The sequence below is a fragment of the Pseudomonas fluorescens genome, from assembly GCF_900215245.1.
GTDB lineage: Bacteria > Pseudomonadota > Gammaproteobacteria > Pseudomonadales > Pseudomonadaceae > Aquipseudomonas > Aquipseudomonas fluorescens.
Genome location: NZ_LT907842.1, coordinates 5655196 through 5676023, shown reverse-complemented (window position 1 = coordinate 5676023; position 20828 = coordinate 5655196). Strand labels below are relative to the sequence as shown.

The following is a 20828-nucleotide window of genomic DNA, read 5'->3' as shown; positions in this document are numbered from 1 at the left end:
ATTGATGAGCTTAACTGCGTGCACTGACCCGCTCGCGGGATAAGCAGTCATCCGTTGATTCCAATAACAACCGACCCGTGCTGTACAAATAGTTGACAATCTTTTCAGCGCAAGCAATTGCGGTTTGAGTGTCCGTATTGATGATGAGTTCGGGATGTACCGGTGGTTCATATGGAGAATCGATGCCGGTAAACTCGGCGACCTGTTTCTCCCTGGCCTTTTTATAGAGCCCTTTTGGATCGCGTGCCTCGCACACATCAAAAGAGGCATTGATAAAGATTTCCACGTAATCACTGTCGCCAATCAGCGCTCTTGCCTGGGCGCGATCATGTCGAAAAGGAGAAATAAATGCGGTCAATACGATTAAGCCCGCGTCAGCAAGCAACTTGCTGACTTCACTCACCCGTCGAATATTTTCACTTCGCCCTTGGTGGGTGAAATCCAGGTCACGGCATAGCCCATGACGTACGTTATCCCCGTCCAACACGTAAGTCAGGTAACCTTTCTGGAATAACAGCGATTCTACCAGACCGGCCACGGTGCTCTTTCCAGCCCCACTCAAGCCGGTAAACCAAAGCACACAAGGTTTTTGTTTCAATCTAGCGCTGCGCATAGATTGTTCCACGGGAAATAATTGCCAGGTCAGGTCACAGGCCACATCAGATATAGGCATTTCGTTCGTTACCCTAGGTCGCCAAGGTGCTTGTTTAGTACAGCCTCCCTTTCACGCTTCAAATACTCATAATGCGGCATATTTTCTAAGTAGAATTCATGCAGTACCGGGTGGTTGTCGACGCGCGTGCTGTATTGCTTTTTGATCGGCGCAATGCCTGTGCTGTTTGCTGCATCCAAATGCCAATGCTGGGTTCGCTCCCACACATCCAAGTGTCCGCTCTGCCACTGGAGAGCAGCGGGCAGATGCTGCAAGTTAGCATCCCTGCAAAAGTTCGAAATTGCACACTCAGGGCTCAGGATCATGTCGTCCGCATCAACGAACAAGGGCGAATGTATCGACTCCGCCTTCACGGCATCATAGAGTTCAGCCAAGTGTTGGTAGCCCACCTCGCTGCAGGTAAGGTCTGGGTTAATATAGTAGTGTGAGTTAATTACCTTTTCCGGATTGCGCAACATGAACACATGTTGCGCTTCGCGCATATAAGATGTTCCCGTCAGTCGATGACGATAGTCGAACTCACAGGTGTCCTTGATGAACACAGCACGTTGCGCGCGCAATGCCTGTACATAATTGAAAAGCTCGGTTGAATTGTTCAACGTCTGAGTTGAATGATCCGTCTGCGGATGGCTGTATATACCACACGCCGACAGATCGCACAGAGGCTCATGCAAGATAGTGAAGTCACCACGCGCGGCGATCACACGTACAAATGCGGTGGAAAGCGAGCGTGGAGGGGCCCACAAAACAATTAGTCTGTGCTGCATAGTTAACCTTTATTTCAGCAATATGTGCAGGATGCCAGGACAGTCAGCCCCTCATGGCTTAAACGGATTCAGTGATCCACTTTTGCCCGCCATGAGCGAAACGGAATTGCTGTGCGGTAAAGCGCGACTTGGAGTATTCGCGTACGCGGTCAACCATGTAGTTGCCTTTATAAGCGATCACATCGACGGTGCCATTCGCCTGTTCAGTCAATGTGGCTACGTTGGCCAATGCGGCCTGCGTGGCGGGGTCATACAAACGACCTGCATACGATTGACGTGCGATAAAGGGTGACAAAAACCGCAGGACCTCCCATGAGTCCTTGTCGACCGTTGCCTGCAGTAGATGTTTCGCTGCGATGCCGAGCATGTCCAGCCCCGGAGATTCGTATAAGCCACGGCCTTTAGTGCCGTTCATTCGGTTTTCCAATACGTTCTTCAAGACCACCCCATTGCGGCCTGCGATCCTGTTGGCTTCAGCGAGTGCCTGGTAGTAACTCACTGACTGACCATTAATCTCAACGGGAATACCTTGCTTAAAGGTGATACTGCAAGTCTCTGGCACGTCGGGCGCATCCATGACCTTGACGCCCATGATCGGGCTGATCATATCGGGTGAATTTGAGAGCACCTCAACTTCGCGGTTCTCATGCGACACACCGCCGACGTTGGCATCAACGGAGTGATGGGCTTTCGTACGCATCATGGTTTCGTCGGCGTCGGCAACAAAGTCGCCCATGTCTACGCGGGTTCGAAAACGATCTGACGTGGTTGGGTCTTCCCAGGGAGAAAAGGGCGTGATCTCTGGCGCAAACATTTTCAGGTAGTAATTGAAGCGGAATTCATCGTTGCCGCCATGAACGGCGCCGTGGGCCAATACACTGCACTGACGTTCGCGCAATGCATCAACCAGGCCTTTAACAGTTACGGCTCTGGCGATGCCAGTCGTGTTCCAGTAGCCACCGTCGTACTGCGCCTGGGCACGTACAGCGTGGAGAAAGCTGAGCGCAATGTCTTCCTTCAAATCAATGACATTAACGGCCTGCATCAATTCGATGTTGTCTGCACAAAACTCGTGTGCTTCATCACCCGGTTGACCAATGTCGACAATGAACTGTTCGACGTCAACGTGCTCCTCTTTCAAACGCTGCGCGATGAATAAGCTGACCAAGCCACCGGAGGCACAGATGCCAACTTTCTTACCTTTCAAGTCCGAGAATTTCACGCGGTAGTCCTTTAGAGAGTTGTTGTTATTAACAGTTTCGCTTCACGCCTGTTACTGCGACCACGCGGTCGGTTCACGGTCCCATCGGTGCTGTCGTAGTAGCGTCATTAACGCCGGCTCTATCTTGCCCTTGTCAGAACACGCCATGTTCGCTTCGACATGTGGAATAGAGCGCATGCCAGGAATAGTCGTTGCGACGTTATCGTTGGACAGAATGAACCTCAGCGCGACGTCCGATAGCTGAGTATCGGCGGGAAGAGCCCGTCTCAAAGACTCGACCCGCGCCACCGTCGCTGCCAGGTTTTCTGGCACGAAATAGCTGCTTCTCCAATCACCGGCAGGCCACGTTGAGTCGATCGTTAAATTCCCCGTCAGAGAGCCTTCGTCGAACGGCACCCTGGCGATGACGGCAATGTCCAGTTCGCGGCATAACGGAAGTAATTCATCGTCAGGCGCTTGATCAAAGACGTTATAAATCACCTGTACCGCGTCGATCATTCCTGTTTTCAGCGTGTCGAGTACGTTGGTGGGTTCCCAGCGATTGACACTGATGCCGATGCCGCGAATCAGGCGTTGCCGTTTGAGGTCATCCACCACGCGTATCCAGGATTCATCATGAGCCCACGCATCTTCCCAGACATGAAATTGCAGTAAATCCAGGGACGCCAAGCCGAGTGACTGCAAACTTTTCTCGACATATTCTTCAATATGGTCGGGCGGGAAAATCTGGTCTAAACGGTCACCCCGGTGCGAGGGCCATTCGCGGTTCTTGGGGGGGACTTTAGTGGCTACATATAAGGTTTTGCCTGGGTGGTTTCGTAATGCTTCCCCCAGCATTTTTTCGCTGTGGCCACGACCATAAATCCACGCCGTATCGAAAAAGTTGCAGCCTAGTTGAATCGAATGCTCCAACGCCGCCATGCCGCTGACATCGGATGAGCCGGTCCAACCCCCTTCACCTCCCGCGACCCCCCACATTCCATATCCCACTTCAGAAACATTCCATTCCAGTCGTCCAAATCGCCGGTATTTCATCGCCCGCTCGCTGTAGGGTTATTTTATTCAGGACGCGATAAGCGCACTCATGTAGCGATCATCCTGATCATTAAAGTTTCGAGTACCTGGAAAGTATGCTCAGCAAAAAAACAAAGTAAAAATATCAATTTAGTGGCTGTCTATTCATTTCTGATATGGTGTGGCGTGTTCGATTCATCGCGGAGTTGGCTCATGAATTTCAGTTTTCGCCATGTGGAAGTATTTTGGGCGGTAATGACGACCGGCAGCGCGACGGGTGCCGCTGAACTTCTGCATACCTCGCAGCCCACCATCAGCCGAGAGCTCAGCCGGTTCGAAACGCTGACTCAGTTGACGTTGTTCAAGCGCGCGGGTGCAAAGTTGATTCCGACTGAGCATGGGCTGATGTTGTTCGATGAAGTTCAACGCAGCTATGTGGGGTTAGCCCGAGTGAAAAATGCCGTCGAGGCCATCAGGCATTTTCGGCAAGGGCAAATTTCGTTGACGTGCATACCGGCTTTCTCGAATGCCTTGTTGCCACAGGTCTGCCAGGATTTCTGCAGTGAATTTCCTGGCGTCAGCATCAATATCACGCCCCAGGAATCGCCCGCCCTCGAGGAGTCGCTGACTGCTCAGCGTTATCACCTGGGGTTGACTGAAACCCTGGAAACACCCCCGGGCACCTACATCGAAACACTCTTGAACCTCGACGTGGTGTGTGTTTTACCGTCTTATCACGAATTAAATGCGAAAACAGTCCTCACACCACAAGACTTCGAGGGGCAAAATTTTGTTTACCTTGCGGCGGATGATCCCTACAGAAGAAAAACGGACGCTATCTTCCACCAGTCAGGCATCGAAAGACGGCTCGCGGTAGAGACACATAGCGCGAGCGCCGTGTGTGCGACCGTTAACCTGGGAGTGGGCGTTGCCATTGTGAATCCGATCACCGCCCTCGACTATGTCGGGCGAGGTTTGCAGATTCGTCGCTTTTCACATTCAATTTCTTACTGTGTCAGTGTCGTACGGCCGTTGCACCGACCCGAATCGTCTACCGTGGAACATTTTGTTGATTCCCTTCGGAAAAATTGTCAGCAGATAAGTGCCCGGTTAGAGGGTTTAGACAAATTCAAGTGATAAGCCGACGAGCAAGCTTGTGAGCCTCGGCCAGCCACACCCACGCCTCATTCACATCGAGTAGCCGATCATGATGCATGATCAACCGTCTGGCTCGCTCATTTCAGGCATGAGCCCCCCAGGGGCGCTCACGCCTCTTCAGCCTGAGCCCTCGCAAGCGCTATCGCGGCAGTAATCGCCGCGCGGGCCTGAGGGCTGTTCTTCCAGCACGTCGAACCAAGCGCCGCCGATACCTGAGCCAGGATGTCATTCACATCGGATTTCCCGAGCGCGTCGAGCGAGTCGATGCCCATCTGCTCCAACCGTGTGATGACGGTGGGGCCGACACCCTTGAGGGCGAGTAACGCGCGGCTTTCTTGCGGTGAGAACGGCATGCATACATTCCTTTTAGGGTGGCGGATCACCTAAGCGACCGGCCAGTGTTCACGGGGCCTCTGCCCGGACGATACGGTGCACCTTGACCTCTTCTGCGTACACGCCAAGCTTTTGCTGTTGAGCGATCAACAGCGCGCATACTTTCATCAGCGCCACGGCTTCATCCGGCGTTCTGCCGCTTTGCGCCATGGCCGTCAGTTCAACCAGCGACCAGCCGATAACAGCGGTCGCGTCTTCAAGGTCGTAAAACAGTTCCTGCTGAGCGGTTCTGGGCCCATCGAGCCCATGGATCAATGCTTCCATTTGCTTCCCCGTTTATGGCTGCAATTCAAGCGCCATCACCACCATACCGATTTCAGCCAGGTCCGTACTGAACGGAATTTCGCCGATGCGTTGAAACCCAACCGTCTGATAAAAGCGCTGCGCAGGTGCATTGGTTTTGAGCACGTCCAGCCAAAGCCAGCGTTCCCCGCGCTGGGCGGCTTTATCACGAATGACCTGCAACAGTCGTTTTCCGTAACCCATCCCGGCGGCGGATTTCAGGAAGTAGATTTTCTGCAGCTCTGCACCCACGTCACCGGTTAAAGGCGCGGGGGTTGACCAATTGACCTTGGCAAATCCAACTGCCTTACCGTGTTCGTCTGCAGCCATCAGCCAGAGCTGGCGTTCGGGTAAGTCGAGTGACCGGCCCAGCGCGCTGGCTGAGAAGTCTTGATCGAGGAAACCTTGCAGGCCGGCAGGAGACCATAACGTCGAAAAGTGTTCGCGGTAGGTTTCGCAACCGATCTCACGCAGCGTATCGATATCGGCGTTGGTCGCTTCACGAATGTGGATCATGTGCCTCCCTGTTGATGAGTGTGCAGCCCTTGATAGCGTCCAGCCTAGCCCAAGGGCCTTATCCTGCGAGGCGAAATCCTTGAGCAACTGCGCATCCTCTGATTAGCCTGGTTAAACCGGCGAACGCGCTGCGAAAACCGGCCTGCCGTTGTGAAATGTTGTGAAGCGTGGGGAATGGCCCTTTGCCCATGCTAACGTCCGCGTCGGGGTATCGTCAGCACGACGATTTCATTCGTTCCATTGAGGGAGCAGCGCCGATGTCTACTACCGTAACGCCCGCGGCCGGCGGGCCGAACACTCCAAAGTCCTCACCGTCTACGTTCGATGACAAGTTGAACATTGCCAAGTCCAGCAAGGTGATTGCCGACTACCTGCGCCAGACCGGCAAGTCAGCGATTACCAAGCAGGAACTGACGCAGCTGGCCAACAATGCCTCTGGCAAGGTGCCTACCGATGTATCCGATGCTGCCAAGTACATGGAGCGCCATCCGGATGTGTTCACCGCCATCGAAACTCACGACGTAGCCGGTGCCGATAACCTGTCGGGGGTGTGGAACTTCGATTGGGCCGCCAACGGTGGGTTGAACGGCACGTCGACCGACGCCATCGCCAAAATGCAGGATACGTTCGATTTCGCCATCGCCAAGTCCGCGCAAATCACCGAGATTTCCACCGGTAAAAAAGCCGAGCTGGACTCGACCAAGCAACGGCCACAAAACTGAGCCCCGTGTGTTGTCAGCCAAGATAGACGGTTCCCGGCGCAACCATCGGGAACCGTTTCCAGTCAGGTTGAAACTGCGGCATCCGTGGTAAACCGGATGGACTCTTGTTGACTAGGGCCAAAGTGTATTCCTCGATCCGCCCCTAGCTGTACGGGGCGGTTGTGACCGCAACCGACTACTGTCGCAGGCATACCATCACCGCTTGGATGCCGCGCCATGTTCATGTCTACCAGCCTACTGTCAGCGTTTGTGCTGTTTGCCTTCGTGTCTTCAATCACCCCCGGGCCCAACAACACGATGTTGCTCGCCTCAGGTGTGAACTTTGGGTTCCGCCGCTCGATGCCCCATGCGTTGGGGATCAGTATTGGTTTCATGCTGTTGGTGATATCGGTCGGCCTGGGCCTGGGTGAGGTGTTCAAACTCTTCCCTTGGGCCTACACCGTACTGCGCTATGTGGGCGCGACGTACTTGCTGTACCTGGCGTGGAAGATTGCGACGTCTGGAGGCATGTCCGACAGCAGCGGTGAGCACGGCAAGCCCATGACCTTTTTAGGCGCAGCCGCCTTTCAATGGGTCAACCCCAAGGCATGGATCATGGCGTTGGGCGCGATCACCACCTACACGCCGGCTGAGGGTTACGTGACCAACGTGCTGGTGATTGCCCTGGTGTTTGCAGTGGTCAACCTGCCCAGCGTGTGCGTATGGGCGGGCTTCGGCACCGGCCTGCGTAACGTGTTGCGCGAGCCACGCTGGATAAGGGTGTTCAATTGGTCGATGGCCGGCTTGCTGGTGTTGTCGTTGTACCCGATGCTGTTTGTCAGTTGATCGGCTGCATCGATGCCCCCGCAAGCGGCCCGCCCGGTTCCGCGGTTACACCGGCGAGATGGTCGCCAGCAAGCCAATGCCAATGGTCAACACCAAAAAACCGAACAGAAAAATTGCCATCTTGGTCATAAGGCCTCCGAAGGGAAGGGGAGCGACAGGAATGTCGGGATGGCGCCATTGTCCGCTTCGGCGGCATTTCGATACAGGCGCAGATAGAAAAGAAAAAACCGTATCAGATGGTCCGGCAACGCTGAGACTGCGGGGCCGCAAGGCCGGCGGTTTTCTAAAGATCAGCCATTAACCGTGCGGGCAAAGCACCGGGACAGTTTGCGCATTTGCCCCTAAGATAGCGCCCACTGCATCAACAATAAGAGTGGGCCAACCCTCGATGGAAAGACGCCAGTTCAGCGGTGGCATGAAAGGCAAGAACCTGCGCTACCTCAATGAAAACACCCAGCAGCCGCCGCAGGTCACGCGTGTCGGGTTTTTGCTGCTCGAACACTTCTCCCTGCCCGCATTCACCCAGACCCTCGATACACTCATCACCGCCAACCTGCTGCGCCCCGAGCTGTTCGCCACCCGTACGTTTGGTTGCGGCGACGGTGAAGTCATCAGTGACCTGGGCCTGGTGATCCGTCCCGATGCGCGCCTGGCGCTGTCGGTGTTGCCGGACCTGGACTTATTGGTCGTCTGCGGTGGCTTTCGCACCGAGCTCAAAGCGGGCGACGATTTCATCCAGCTGTTGCGCAGCGCGGCCGAACAGGGTGTGAGCCTCGCCGGTTTGTGGAACGGCTCCTGGTTCCTGGGCCGCGCCGGGCTGCTGCAAGGCTATCGATGCGCCATCCACCCGGAGCATCGCCCGGCACTGGCAGAAGTGTCCAAGGCCGCCCAGGTCACCAGTGAGCCCTACGTGATCGACCGCGACCGACTGACCGCTTCCAGCCCGTCGGGTGCATTCCACATGGCGCTGGACTGGATCAAAGGCGTGCACGGCAAGGCGCTGGTCGAAGGCATCGAAGACATCCTCGCCTTCGAAGAATCGCGCTACCGACGCATCAAACCGACGGAAAATGTCTGCGTCAGCGCACCGCTGCGCGAAGTGGTCAAGTTGATGGACGCCAACCTCGAAGAACCGCTGGAGCTCGATCAACTGGCCGTCTACGCCGGCCGCTCGCGCCGCCAGCTTGAGCGGCTGTTCAAAGAGCAACTGGGCACCACACCGCAACGCTATTACATGGAGTTACGTGTAACCGAGGCGCGGCGCCTGTTGCAGCACACCGAGCTGTCGCAAGTGGACGTGCTGGTGGCGTGCGGGTTTGTCTCACCGAGTCATTTCAGCAAGTGCTATAGCGCGTATTTCGGGTACAGACCGTCTAAGGAAAAGAGACTGGTGAAGTAGCGCGGATGAAATTCAACGAGGAAATTTTCGTTGCGAGGTAGGCCTGTGCGGGCGGGACTGGCGAGCTTGCCAGTACCAGCAGATTCAACGTTTGCTGCGCAAAATCCAAAGTGCCGCAGAGTGTCGAGACGGCACCGTCCTGCGTAGTTGTTACGGTCAAACTAACGGATTGCAACGCGAGCTTGCTGGTGACGGCGTTGATGTCGGTAAACCCGGTGAGTTCGACAGCGGTGTCGTTGGTGGTTAGAAAGCCTCGAACAATTCCGAATCGATGTTGGCTGTCAGCCTCAACCGTCAATGACAGGATCGTTTGATCAAGGGCGACCCATTGGCCGGCTAACGCGTTCTCGACCGGCATCACTTCGATAGGCTCACAGGATGTGGCTGGGGGGTGTTCTGCCACTCGGCGATACACCAGCTTGTCGAGGTAGTTTCCCCGGCTCGCAAGGTCAGGAAAGTCACCGGATGCGACCAGCAGGTGCGACAGTGTCAGCACATCACCTCTGTCGTCAGTACTCAACTGCCCGCTCAATCCCGAGACCCAGTTCCAACTGGGGTCGCTCGTTTCGTCGCCAAGGTCGTGCCACTCAATGGCCAATGCCAACGGCTGGTTTTTAATGCGTGTGGCACCTGCTCCCGCTGTAAATCCGCGGATGGCATAGTGGCCAGTTGAGCCGGTTGAAGATTGGTAAGTGCCGCAAACTTGCCGGTCCGAGACGTTCAGGCTCATCAGTGAGCCGTAGTCGTTCTGCCAGGTGCCTGCGACCGAGACAGTTTCACTGGCAACCCTGAGCAGGGTGGTCTTGCCGTCGAGCACCGTTCGTTCGCCGGGGGCGAAGCGCCGCGAAGAAGATTGGGTAATGATTTGCGGGCTATCCGGGCGATTGAATAGCCAGACGCCCACCGGTGACAGGGAGTAAACCGTGTTCGAGCATTGCACCACCTGGTATTCATACACCGTGTAGCAATGCTCCATGACCACCGACCCCACCAGCACTAGATCGGTCAGGCCGAGTGCATTGAACTGTGGCAGCACCTGGCCTTTTTGCGGACCTTCGTCGATCAGGCAGTTGTAGAGATTGGCTCCCAAGGTGAGTTCGCCGTCGGCAAATCCCAACACAACGTCAGGTTCGCCTCCCTGGGCAATACGGGCCAGTGTCTGGCGCATCAATGTATCGTCGCCCTTGAACCGCGAAGAACCGGAATCGATCGCGAACTTGATATCGGCGGCCAACTGTTCTGTGCCGACGGTATAAGACTTGAGTTCGGTCGACCAGATGTATTCAACCCCGGGCAAGGCGGTGTAGGCGGACCAGGGTAAAAACAGGCGTGGGCCCTGAGTTTTTAACGGGTCGACGGCGCCCATTTGGCAGGTGCCATTGCGCTCATGACGGTTCCAGTCAAACGCCACAAAGGGGTAGGCCGGGGACAGTTGCCCCTCACGCATCAATGACTGGAGCACAAACGAGTTGCGACTTTCTACGTACGCACTGCTACAAGGCAGGCCCAGTGCGCCGTCCCAGTCGAGCTGTTTGAATTGCTCACCCGCATAGTTCGCGGCTACAAACAGCTGGGTATCCAAGCGAGCGCCGGCTGGCGTGGCCAATACGTCTGAAGCCGTCTCGACCTGCATCGTGCCCCATGGGCCAAAGCTGTAAGGCCGACGCAGGCAATCGGTAAAACGGAAGGTGCTGGACGCTGCAACGTCAAAACGGCCATCCGCGAAATGGACACATTGATCATGCGGGCAGAGCGTCGATGTGACCCAATTGATATTAGTGCCTGAGTCGATCGCGAACTTCAGCCTTTGCCCTGGCGTGCCAAGATTGAGCGTGCAGTACCACGGCGAGGCGCCGTTGTTTTGAAAAGGCCCGCGCTGCATGGGGAAAACCAAACGGTCTGGCGGTGGATTGCTGTCCATGGGAACTCCGTTTCCAAGGGTGATCCGGGGCTCCCGACCGATATCGGGAGCCGTTTAAGGCGCCTATTCAATCTGCTATGCCAGCCCGTGAATGCCAGTAGCGTGCGCTTGGATCAGTCGGATTCGACGGTGAAGCCAGGGCGCTTTAACGCAATGCCTCGCCTTCCGTTTCGGGAATCAACGCGGCGAGCAGCATCGTGACCAGCAGGAACGCATTGATGATGGTGGCGGTCAGGTTGAACGAGGAGCCATAGGCGATCAGTGCACCGATCAGCGAGGGTGCCAGCACGTTCGCCACGCGCTGGGCGAAGATGGCCCAGCCATAGCCCGCTGTGCGCAGGGCCGTCGGGTACAGTTCGCCAATCCAGGTACCCCATACACCCCAGGCACCGAGGCTGAAAAAGGCCAGGGCGAAGTTGCTCAGGTAGAGCATTTCCAGGCTATGGGCGTTGGCGAATCCGTACCCGGCGAGCACCGCTGCGCCAATGAAACTCAGGATGACTTTTTTACGCCCCAGCCGCGCGGTCAAATAAGCCGCCGCCATGTACCCCGGAATCATGCACAGCGCCGACAGCGCAATAAAACCGTAGCTTTGCGGCAGGCTCAGGCCACGTTGCTGGAGCAGCGTCGGCAGCCATGTTTGCAGGCCCCAGTAACCCCACGAAAATGTAAAGTTAACGGTTATTTGCAGCAGGCTGACCTTGAGCAGTGCGCCCGTGAACATGTCGCGTTGACGCCCGGATGTTGTCCGATCGACCTGCAGTTCGCACCCCTCGGGTATAAGCATCGAGCCTTGGCTCAACGTATAAATTGTTGCCTTGGCATCTTCCTGGCGCCCGACTGACGCCAGCCAGTAAGGCGACTCAGGTACCCAGCGCGCTACGGCAATCGCCCATAACCCGCCCAGCGAACTCAAGACGATAATGGCGCGCCAACCATATGGCATCAGCCATACCGTGGCGCCCAGGGCCAATAACATTCCGATCGGCCAGCCCGAGGCGAGATACACCGTCAACGCGCCGCGATGGCGTACCGGCAGCAGCTCCTGAAAATGCGCAAATGTCACCACTATCATGCCCACGGCCGCAACTCCGGAGAGCAATCGCAGGGCATACAAGCTCGAATAGTCCGGTGCAAACGCGCTGGCCAACGAGATCACCCCATAGCTGCCAAGGCTCCAGATAATCGCGCGTTTGCGACCGATGTGTTCGGCCAGCTTGCCCCAGGCCAACGCCCCCAGCAGCATGCCGATGAACATCGCGCCGATCAGATGGCCCAGTGCGAGTGCATCCAGGGAAAAATCCGCAGCAATCAGCGGCGCGGTGTAGACGATGATCATCATCTCCCACGCTTCAATCGCAAATACCAGGAACAACACCAAGCAACACCGCAGGTGGTTACGGGTTAGCGGAACGTCTCTGAACACATCACCCACGTTGCGATTGAGCGCCGCTGTAGTGTGTGGCGTCGAGGGAATCTCACTCATAGTGGCTATCCTTTTTGTGGTCAGGCTTTGACGCGATTGCCGATGGGGGCGGGGCCCTGGAACAAGCCGAATCGTTTGATTTCGGCCTCGGGTGGTGGCTCACAGCTGCCCACGCGGCTCGGGCGCCAGCCAAACCTGCGTTTCATTCCGGCCATGGCTTCGGCCACTTTGAATGCCGCCACTACCGGGTCGATCACCGGTACGCCGACCTCCCGCTGCACCTCCTCAAAAAAGCCGAATTCGATGGTGCAGCCCAGGATAATGGCCTCGGCGCCGTCATCTTCGACGGCGCGCCGAGCTTGTTCGATGATCTTGCGGCGCGTCACCGCGTGGTCGAGCTGGAACTCATCCACGCCCATGCCCAGCGGTCGCATGGACGCCAATCTGTCGCCGGCACCGTAGCTTTGGACGAGGCTGCGCATCTGCTCAATCCATTTGGTACGCCCGACAATGATCGAGTACCGATTCGCCAGGTGCGCCGCCACTTGCAGGCTGGCCTGGCAGGGCCCCACGACCAGGGTCTTACCGGACAGTTCGCGGGCATCGGCCAATGCCGGGTCGTAAAAGCAGCCCAGCACCAATGCATCCACGCCCGACTGTGCACAATCGCGGGCAACGCGCACGGTGCGTTCATAGGTGAGAGCCTCGTAGGCGCGGTATTCCAGGTGGGTGGGGCTTGAGGCCATGTCGAACGACACGACCTCAACTTCGGTGGAGGGTTGTTTGATGCTGTGCAGCAGCTCGGCGATAGGCGCGTCGAAGGTCGGGCACCCGATGGGGTTAAGCCAGCGTACGATGACCGGCATGTCGTGGGGCGCAAGAGTGGGGGTAGTGCTGTCCATACGGTATTCCTCATAGGCGAGTGAGTGGCGCTAGAAAAATTTAACCAGCGCCATGGTCAAGCTATTGGAATGGGGCAGGTTGTCGCTGTGGTAGTAATCGACGTTCAGGTTGGTCGACAGGAAGAAGCCCTGTTTGCTGAAACCTGTGTAGGTCATCGCCGGGCCGATTTTGCCTTGGCGCGATTCCTTGAAGTCCGAGGCCGTACGGTTGTTGATGTGATAGGCGTGATGCACACCGAGCCATAAGTCGTCGGTCACCAGATACCCGGCCGCAACGTTTGCGAACCACCAGCTGACACCCCCTTGAAGCCGCGTGGGGGCACCGTCGCCAAGGTCGGTAGCGTGACGATTGCGCGCGGCGTAATGGATGCCGACCGGCGTGAATGTGGCAGCGAAACGCCCTACACGCAGGTAGTTGGCGACGCTGAAGCTGGCACCGTAGCGGTTGGCGAAGGCGCCATATCCCGTGCCTTCATCGTTGCCGTTGGGAAACTCCAGCGAAAGGGTTGGGTTGACCCAGAACGTGGTGAAGTCGTCGGAGCCATACGGGCTGGTGGGTTCTAGCACGTTGTAGTAATAGGCCAGGCCCAGGTTGGGGGAGGCGACGCCCCACGAACCATTGCTGCGTGTGCCATTAGCGCCGGTGTAACCCGCATCGGCGCCTACCCAGAACTGCACCTGATCGCGCTGCGTTCCGGTCAAGCCGGTTTCGGAGAAGTACGCCAGGACCGTATTACTGCCCGCTCGCACGTCGCCATCCTTGGTGCGATTGAACACGGGGAAAGATTCCAATGCCCACTTTCCGGGTATTCCCGGCTGGGCGAATCCAATGAACTGATCGCCCTGTGCCGAGGGTGTGATTCCCAAAATCAGGGCAAGCGCGGGCGCTACCCATAAACGCGATGAGTGTTGCGGTTTCATGGTTGTGCTCTCTTTTTTGTTGTTGTTTTCAAGCCGCGCGTCAGGTGGGTTCGAGGCGACCCGGGGCTAAGGTGTCAGGCCGTAAACCGAGCGGGCGGTCGCGGCGTCGATATAGCCATTTTTCAGGTCCTCGCGAACGGCGTGCGGGTCGCGCCGGCTGGCAGGGCCATACCCGCCGCCTGCGCCGGTGCGAACTCTGACCAGGTCTCCGGCATTCAAGGCAATGCCGCTGGCCATGCAGTAACGCTCGTGTTGACCGTCTTTGCGGATGACTTCGACATAATTGGGCGTGCCTTCGCCGCCTTGGTCCAGGCCCCAGGGCGGGATGACCGAACGGGTGTAGCCGCAGGTCATGAAGCTGTCATCGGCACGAATCCGGTAGTCAATGCACACGCCGCGGCCACCGCGGAATTGGCCGTGCCCGCCGGGTTCGTCATTCAGCGCCATGCGCTCTACATACAGCCCATAACGCGCCTCACAGACTTCAACGGGGCAGTTGTAGGTCTCACCATGCAAACCGGAGTAAACCGCATTGTTGCCATCGCGCCCGGGTTCTGCGCCCCAGCCACCGATTTCCGGCTCCACCAGGGTAAACACGCGGCCGGTGTCCGGGTGCACGCCGCCGATGATTGTGGCGCACACAGAAGCGAAATTGCCGGCGGGCAAACGATCGGGAAACTGCTGGGCCAGACAGCACAGGATCAGGTCGTGCACCCGAATCAGGTTCTCGAAGTAAAAGCCCTCTGCGGCAGGCGGCATGGCGTCGAATAACGAGCCTGGGCGAGTCAGTACCCGCAGGGGTCGAAAAGTACCGCCATTGGTGATGCCTTGCGGCGTGGTCAAGGCCTTGAACGCCATTTGTGCGGCGACCACCGCGCCGTCGCGACTCAGGTTGGTCGGCCCCAGGCACTGGTCCGGGTTGTCCCGCAGGTCGATCACCAACTCAGTGCTGCGGATATCAATCCGAACCTTGAACAGGCTGCCGTCGTCTTGCAGCTCTTCAAGGTTCAGTTGCCCGGCAGGCAATGTTGCCAGGGCTTTGAGCGACATCTTTTCGCCCAAATCCATGAAGTCTTTCATCGCCAGCAAAAACAGCACGGTGCCGTATTTTTCGGTGAGCTCGCGCAGCCGTGCGGCGCCACCGCGTACGGCGGCGACCCCGGCCCAAAGGTCACCTTCCATGAAGTCCGGCATACGGGTGTTGGCCCGCAATATCTGCAACACCGAACGGATTGGTTGGCCCTTGCTGATCAGCTTTACCGAGCCCAGGCGCAGGCCCTCCTGAAAGATATCCGTGGCATCCGTCGATAACGACCCAGGCACTCGGCCGCCCACATCGTTCCAGTGCGCAATGTTCGCGGTCCAGGCAACCAGTAGGCCGTCGGCAAACACCGGCATGGCCAATACCACGTCGTTCAGATGAGTCACCGCACCATCGTGAGGGTCGTTGCTGATGAACACATCACCCTCTTCAATATCCTGCGGCAACGGATGATGCTGGCGAATTTTTTTCACGGCTTTGTCCAGCACGCCGACAAAGGCTGGAATGCCTGCGCCGGAACTGGCGATCTCACCGTGCGCGTCGGTGATGCCTGTGCCCATGTCCAGCACTTCGTAGATCACCGGGCTCATGGCAGCCTTGCGCATGGCGGTGAACATCTCGTCGGCAATCGCCTGAAGCGAGTTCTGGATGATGTCGCGCGTAAAGATATCGAGGGTGTGCATGGTGAATACTCCGTCAGCCGTTGATCATGATGTGCAGGTTGCCAAGACGATCCACCTGCACGCGGTTGCCGGGGTGTACCACCACGGTTGTGCCTGCGTCCTCGACAATGGCCGGACCGAAAAATGTCATCAATGGTTCAAGCAGGGCGTAGTCATAGAGGCTTGCCTCATGAATACCTTCCTGGGCGTAGTCGACGCGTCGCTGGCCCTTGCAGGCATCACCGATCAGGCGCCCGGTGACGGGCAGCGCCTGGGGCGCCAATTTGCCGACTTGAGCGATGGCCACCAGGTGAAAGCCGATGATTTCCACCGGGGCTTGTAGGGCATAGGTGTAGTGCTGCTCATAGAGCGTGTGAAAGCGTTGTTCGATCACGGCCCAGTCGGTGTCGATGCGTTCGTGCGGGTCGAGCGGCACTTCGACCGCGTGCTCCTGGTTTTGATAGCGCAACTTGCAATGCATCTGGATTTCGACGTGCTGAGGGGGGATGGCTTGCGCGACGAACTGTTCGCGGGCGGCCCCCGACAACTCTTCGAGAAACAATTGAGCCTGCTGGCGTTCGCCGTGGTGGGCGGTCTGCACAAAGCGGTTGATAAACAGGTCGCGTCGCAAGTCCGAGAGGGTCATGCCCCAAGCCGAGAACACCGAAGCATTGCGGGGGACGATGACCTTTCGCACACCCAACTCTTGCGCGAGTGCAACGGCATGCATGGCGCCACCGCCGCCGAATGCCATCAATGTCAGCTCACGCGGGTCATGCCCGCGGCTTAAAGACACCAGCTTCAACGCATTGACCATGTTGTCGTTGGCCAAGCGCACGACGCCGCGTGCGATCTCATCCGGCGGCAAGTGCAGGCGTTGGCCAAGGGCGTCCAGTTCACGCACAACGGCAGGCAGGTCGGCCACCACGTTGCCGCCACAAAAGTAATCCGGGTTGATGCGCCCGAGCATCAGGTTGGCATCGGTGGTGGTGATCTGTGTGCCGCCGTTGCCGTAGGCGGCAGGCCCCGGCACGGCGCCGGCGGAATGCGGGCCAACATGCAGTTTGTCGAAGTCGTCCACCCAGGCGACCGAACCGCCGCCGTTGCCGATTTCCACCAGGTCCACTACGGGTACCATGATCGGGTAACCCGCGTTGATCCGGTTACGTTCAATCCAGTAGTCGGTTTTGATCGACACTTGGCCGTTGCGAATCAGTGCACATTTGGCTGTGGTACCACCAATGTCGAGGCCCAGCACGTTCGGTTCGTCAATCAGCCGTCCCAACTCGGCAGCCGCCCAAAAGCCACTGGCTGGCCCCGATTCGACCATGGTGATCGGCGTTTCCCGCGCATGCTCCACACTGTCGATGCCACAGTTCGACTGCATGATGTACAACGGGGCCTTGTAGCCGCTGTCGCGCAAACCGCTGGCCAACTCGTCAAGATAGCGTGCGGCGATGGGCTGGACATAGGCGGACAGCACGGTCGTGCTGGAGCGCTCATACTCACGCCATTCCCGGGTGATCTGATGGGACGCGACCACGGACACGTCTGGCCAGAGCCTGCGCACTTCATTCAGTACCGCCTGTTCATGGGCCGGATTGGCATAGGCGTGCAGCAGGCAAATCGCAATCGCCTGTACGTCGTCGGCGCGGAACGCTTCAATGATTGCGGCGACTTGCGCCAGTTCAAGCGGTTGCCGCTCCTGACCATTGGTATGCAAGCGTCCGGTTATTTCGCGGCGCAAATAGCGCGGTACGAAGGGGGCTGGCTTTACCCATTTCAGGTTGAAGTAATCCGGGCGATTGGCACGGGCGATCTCCAGCACATCGCGAAAGCCGTGGGTGGTTATTAATCCTGTCTTGACGCCCCGGCGTTCGGTCAGGGCATTAATTACCACAGTGGTGCCGTGCGCCAGGAAGTCTACGGCCGCCAAATCCACGTCAGCCTTGCGGATGACATTGAGCACGCCTAGAGCGAAGTTCGGTGGCGTGGTGTCGACTTTGGCCGTACGAATCGTTTGTTCGCCGGTGGCCGGGTTGTTTTCGAAATACACGAGGTCGGTAAAAGTACCGCCGACGTCGGTGGCCACACGCACTGTTTTGCCGTCCATACCCACAGGGCATCTCCTGCTGTACTTACGTTGTGAGGGGCGCCAGGCGAGAGCCTTTCGCTGGTGTTGAGGCATGCTATGGCGCGCTGCGCGGCGCAGGCTATGAGCAGGGCGGGTAGGTGACGAGGTTTGGGGCGCATCGACTACCCGCCTGGGTAGGTTGGTGGATCAGTGAGGCGCGTCAAGCAGCCCAAGACGCAACGCTGCAGCCATGGCGGCGGTGCGGCTGTCGACACACAGCTTGGTAAACACATGCTTGAGATGGAACTTCACGGTGTTTTCAGAAATATCCATCGCCAGGGCTATGGCTTTGTTCGATTGGCCTTGGGCAAGCAAGGTGAGAATCTGTGTTTCCTTGGCGCTGAAGGACATGCGCGAACGCACCGGGTGGGCGCGCCACCCGCGCAGGCGCGTGATGATCGCGTGCTGGTTGTGGGCGGTATTGGCACAGGCTTCCAGCGCCGTCAGTATGCAAGGCCCTGCTTCCAGCAGCAGGCCGGGCAGTGCCAGGGCGGGTATCGAGGCCAGGATCGCGTTTTGCTCGGGTGGACGGCCCTTGCCCTGGGCGGCCAGCGCGAGCAGTTGCAGGCGCCAGGCGGGCAACTGCAAGCCGCGTTCTTGCAGGCGTTGCGCGCCGCGCTGCAGGTGATTGAGTGCGTCAGCCGATGCCCCCGTCGCGAACTGTAACCTGGCCAGTGCCAACGTTGCGGCCTCATGGTTGCGCCAGTCATCAGGGCTCTTCGCCGCGCGCTCCAGGTGATTGGCCAGCGCCTCCTGCCGCGCCTGCGTCAACGCGCCGCCTTGCACCAGAAGGTCGACTCGCCAGGCGTTAACCAGCCGCGTCAACCGCGGCCAGTTGCGCGCAGTGGCGAGTTCGGCCACCTGCGCAAGTTCGAGTAACGCCGGTTGCAGTCCAAGATTGCGCAGCGAAGTGCGCCAGGCAACCTCCGCGGTGACGGCCGTGATATCCAACCAGGCGTCGGTCTGTTTGAGCGAGGCCCAACCGTCGCGAACCCAGGGTGTGGATTCGGCCCAGGCACCTTGCCAATACAGATGCTGCGCCTTGAGGCAGCCCGCCACTGCTCTGACAGAGCTCTCGCTGCCGAACTGGCTGTCGGCGATAGCCACCGCGATGTCGACGACCTGTGCAGACCCGGCGATATCGCCTGTCAAGGCGAGGACTTGGGCCTCGTGGATGCGACAGTAACTCTCACCGCGTGAGCTGCCGACCACACGCATCTTGAGGTGCGCCGAGCGAATCACTTGCAGGGACAGCGACAGTTGACCCTGCTTGAGGGTCTGCAAGGCACGCGCGCATTCCAGCGTACCGGCGGTGAGCATAGTGTCGCCTGGAGCGCTTTCGCAGTTTGGCAAATCGAATCGATCGATATAGCCATCGGCCAGCGTGCGTACCACATGAAAGTCTCGCGCAAGCCGTCGATCTGCCTGGACCCGGTCGCGGATCAAATCGAGCAATTGATTGGCGAGGGCGTGTTCGCCGAGCTTGGCGTGCAAGTACGCCTGGAGCAGCAACAGGTCCGGTTCGGTGCGCAGCGTCTTTTCATCGAATTGCTGACGCAGGCTTTCTGCGTAACGAATGCCGTTGTGCAGCACCACCTCCCATCCGCCGGCCTGCACCAGCAGGTCAACCGCGAGACGGGTGTTACGGGCACGCAACGCATAGCGTATGGCCTGTACCCAGTCCTTTTCTTCAGCCAGCCATTGGGCGGCGGCGTTATAAATGTTACGTGCTGCGCCCGCATCGATACGTTGATTGAGGAAGTCCTGGAGTAATCGGTGATGACGAAACCACTGGCGACCGGCATCCAAGGGGACGAGCAGGGCGTCCAGGTGTGTCAACTGCGCCAGCAACTGCGCACTGTCGCTGCGGCCACGTACCGCGTCGGCGAGTTCGGCGTTGAAGCGCTCGAGCAACGCCATGTCCCGCAGAAAATCCTGGCACTGCGGTGACAGGCGCTGTACCACCTGCCCCGTGAAATACTCGGCCATGTCGGTGACACGCCCCGAAAAAGCATGCAGGCCATACAACGATGCATCACCACTGCTGCGCCACAATTTGGCCAATTGCACGGCCATCGCCCAACCTTCGGTTCTCTCGTGCAAGTCGTGCAGTTCGGCGGCCGGTATATCGGCGCCCAGTATGGCTGCGGTTTCCGAGGGCGTGAGCGTCAACGCGTGGGCGGATACTTCGTGCACCCAGCCGTTGGCTTTCCACTTCGCCAGCGGCCAGCCGGGCCGCTGGCGTGCGGACACAACCCATTCGAGCCACGGCGAAGCCTGTTCCAGCAAGGCCTGCACGATGGCGTCGAGTTGAGGGTTTGCCACCGCGTGATAATCGTCCAGGAACAACGTGACCTTTCGGTCTGAACGCGCCAGTGCGTGGAGCAACGCCGTTATCGTGCGCTGCGGTTGGGCTTCCAGCGCCTGTGCATGGGCCAGGCCTGTAAGGTGGCCCAGATCGAGGCCTGCGTGGTCCAGCGTCAGGATCAGATAGGCGAGGAAACGATTAGGGTCGCAGTCCGCCTCATCCAATGACAGCCAAGCGACGGTCGAAGGTGTTGAGGCTGACAGCAGGACTTGTCGCCACTGCATCAACAGCGTCGTTTTGCCAAACCCTGCAGGCGCTATCACCAACACCAGAGGGCCGACGATTCGCGCGAGAAAAGAAGCGATCAAGGCCTGGCGAGGCAAGGAGGTCAGCAATGTAAAAGGAGGTGTCAGCTTGCCAACCCAGCACCAGTTGGATGAAGCAGGTGAAGACTTATTTTTCAAGACAGCGGTCTCGTACACAATGAATGCGTAGGTTTTATCAGCTACTTTTTGGGTTGGGACCGTCAGAATCGTCACCT

18 protein-coding genes and 1 pseudogene are annotated in these 20828 nt (G+C 58.0%); 4 read left to right on the top strand and 15 right to left on the bottom strand.

Annotated features, from left to right (window positions below):
• Positions 1 to 10: 10 nt before the first annotated feature.
• Genes cysC through CPH89_RS26190 form a run of 4 tightly spaced genes read right to left on the bottom strand, consistent with a single transcriptional unit; the run spans position 11 to position 3697 of the window.
• The gene (gene cysC / locus CPH89_RS26205; protein WP_053255895.1) at positions 11 to 673 is read right to left on the bottom strand and encodes an adenylyl-sulfate kinase; all 663 of its coding nucleotides are present in this window, start codon (positions 671 to 673) and stop codon (positions 11 to 13) included.
• 8 nt (positions 674 to 681) lie between these two features.
• Positions 682 to 1440 (bottom strand): sulfotransferase-like domain-containing protein, encoded by a 759-nt coding sequence (locus tag CPH89_RS30280; protein WP_141125161.1) that lies wholly within the window; start codon positions 1438 to 1440, stop codon positions 682 to 684.
• Positions 1441 to 1498: 58 nt separating this feature from the next.
• Complete coding sequence (locus tag CPH89_RS26195; RefSeq protein WP_053255897.1) at positions 1499 to 2662, bottom strand: argininosuccinate synthase domain-containing protein; 1164 nt, start codon at positions 2660 to 2662, stop codon at positions 1499 to 1501.
• Between the two features lie 51 nt (positions 2663 to 2713).
• The gene (locus CPH89_RS26190; RefSeq protein WP_053255898.1) at positions 2714 to 3697 is read right to left on the bottom strand and encodes an aldo/keto reductase; all 984 of its coding nucleotides are present in this window, start codon (positions 3695 to 3697) and stop codon (positions 2714 to 2716) included.
• 192 nt (positions 3698 to 3889) lie between these two features.
• Here CPH89_RS26190 and CPH89_RS26185 point away from each other — a divergent pair, with 192 nt between their 5' ends.
• Complete coding sequence (locus CPH89_RS26185; protein ID WP_053255899.1) at positions 3890 to 4813, top strand: LysR family transcriptional regulator; 924 nt, start codon at positions 3890 to 3892, stop codon at positions 4811 to 4813.
• On the opposite strand, the pseudogene CPH89_RS26180 reads toward CPH89_RS26185, so the two are convergent.
• From CPH89_RS26180 to CPH89_RS26165, 4 genes and pseudogenes are all read right to left on the bottom strand, one after another.
• A pseudogene (locus CPH89_RS26180) lies at positions 4806 to 4916 on the bottom strand (IS5/IS1182 family transposase); the annotation flags it as partial. The gene CPH89_RS26185 and the pseudogene CPH89_RS26180 sit on opposite strands and share 8 nt — an antisense overlap.
• A 25-nt stretch (positions 4917 to 4941) precedes the next feature.
• Positions 4942 to 5187, bottom strand: a complete 246-nt coding sequence (locus CPH89_RS26175) for a Pathogenicity locus (RefSeq protein ID WP_053255900.1) — start codon at positions 5185 to 5187, stop codon at positions 4942 to 4944.
• Positions 5188 to 5236: 49 nt separating this feature from the next.
• The gene (locus CPH89_RS26170; RefSeq protein ID WP_053255901.1) at positions 5237 to 5491 is read right to left on the bottom strand and encodes a hypothetical protein; all 255 of its coding nucleotides are present in this window, start codon (positions 5489 to 5491) and stop codon (positions 5237 to 5239) included.
• A gap of 12 nt (positions 5492 to 5503) precedes the next feature.
• Positions 5504 to 6025: a GNAT family N-acetyltransferase gene (locus CPH89_RS26165; protein WP_053255902.1), complete on the bottom strand. Its 522-nt coding sequence runs from the start codon at positions 6023 to 6025 to the stop codon at positions 5504 to 5506.
• Positions 6026 to 6282: 257 nt separating this feature from the next.
• Here CPH89_RS26165 and CPH89_RS26160 point away from each other — a divergent pair, with 257 nt between their 5' ends.
• From CPH89_RS26160 to CPH89_RS26150, 3 genes are all read left to right on the top strand, one after another.
• Entirely contained in the window at positions 6283 to 6747 is a 465-nt protein-coding gene (locus CPH89_RS26160) for a hypothetical protein (RefSeq protein WP_053255903.1), read from the top strand.
• Between the two features lie 216 nt (positions 6748 to 6963).
• Positions 6964 to 7572 carry a LysE family translocator gene (locus tag CPH89_RS26155; protein WP_053255904.1) on the top strand — a complete coding sequence of 203 codons (609 nt, stop codon included), beginning with the start codon at positions 6964 to 6966 and terminating at the stop codon, positions 7570 to 7572.
• A gap of 415 nt (positions 7573 to 7987) precedes the next feature.
• Entirely contained in the window at positions 7988 to 8971 is a 984-nt protein-coding gene (locus tag CPH89_RS26150) for a GlxA family transcriptional regulator (protein WP_053255905.1), read from the top strand.
• Here CPH89_RS26150 and CPH89_RS26145 read toward each other — a convergent pair.
• From CPH89_RS26145 to CPH89_RS26115, 7 genes are all read right to left on the bottom strand, one after another.
• Positions 8946 to 10892 carry a pepsin-like aspartic protease gene (locus CPH89_RS26145; RefSeq protein ID WP_053255906.1) on the bottom strand — a complete coding sequence of 649 codons (1947 nt, stop codon included), beginning with the start codon at positions 10890 to 10892 and terminating at the stop codon, positions 8946 to 8948. The genes CPH89_RS26150 and CPH89_RS26145 overlap by 26 nt on opposite strands.
• 145 nt (positions 10893 to 11037) lie before the next feature.
• Positions 11038 to 12378 carry an MFS transporter gene (locus tag CPH89_RS26140; protein WP_053255907.1) on the bottom strand — a complete coding sequence of 447 codons (1341 nt, stop codon included), beginning with the start codon at positions 12376 to 12378 and terminating at the stop codon, positions 11038 to 11040.
• A 20-nt stretch (positions 12379 to 12398) separates the two neighbouring features.
• A complete protein-coding gene (locus CPH89_RS26135; protein WP_053255908.1) occupies positions 12399 to 13220 on the bottom strand; it encodes an aspartate/glutamate racemase family protein in 822 nt (273 codons plus the stop codon).
• 30 nt (positions 13221 to 13250) lie between these two features.
• A complete protein-coding gene (locus CPH89_RS26130) occupies positions 13251 to 14012 on the bottom strand; it encodes a hypothetical protein (protein WP_232005419.1) in 762 nt (253 codons plus the stop codon).
• 195 nt (positions 14013 to 14207) lie between these two features.
• Positions 14208 to 15866 carry a hydantoinase B/oxoprolinase family protein gene (locus tag CPH89_RS26125; RefSeq protein WP_053255910.1) on the bottom strand — a complete coding sequence of 553 codons (1659 nt, stop codon included), beginning with the start codon at positions 15864 to 15866 and terminating at the stop codon, positions 14208 to 14210.
• 13 nt (positions 15867 to 15879) lie between these two features.
• Positions 15880 to 17958: a hydantoinase/oxoprolinase family protein gene (locus CPH89_RS26120; protein WP_053255911.1), complete on the bottom strand. Its 2079-nt coding sequence runs from the start codon at positions 17956 to 17958 to the stop codon at positions 15880 to 15882.
• Positions 17959 to 18126: 168 nt separating this feature from the next.
• A complete protein-coding gene (locus CPH89_RS26115) occupies positions 18127 to 20571 on the bottom strand; it encodes a winged helix-turn-helix domain-containing protein (protein WP_232005418.1) in 2445 nt (814 codons plus the stop codon).
• Positions 20572 to 20828: the final 257 nt, after the last annotated feature.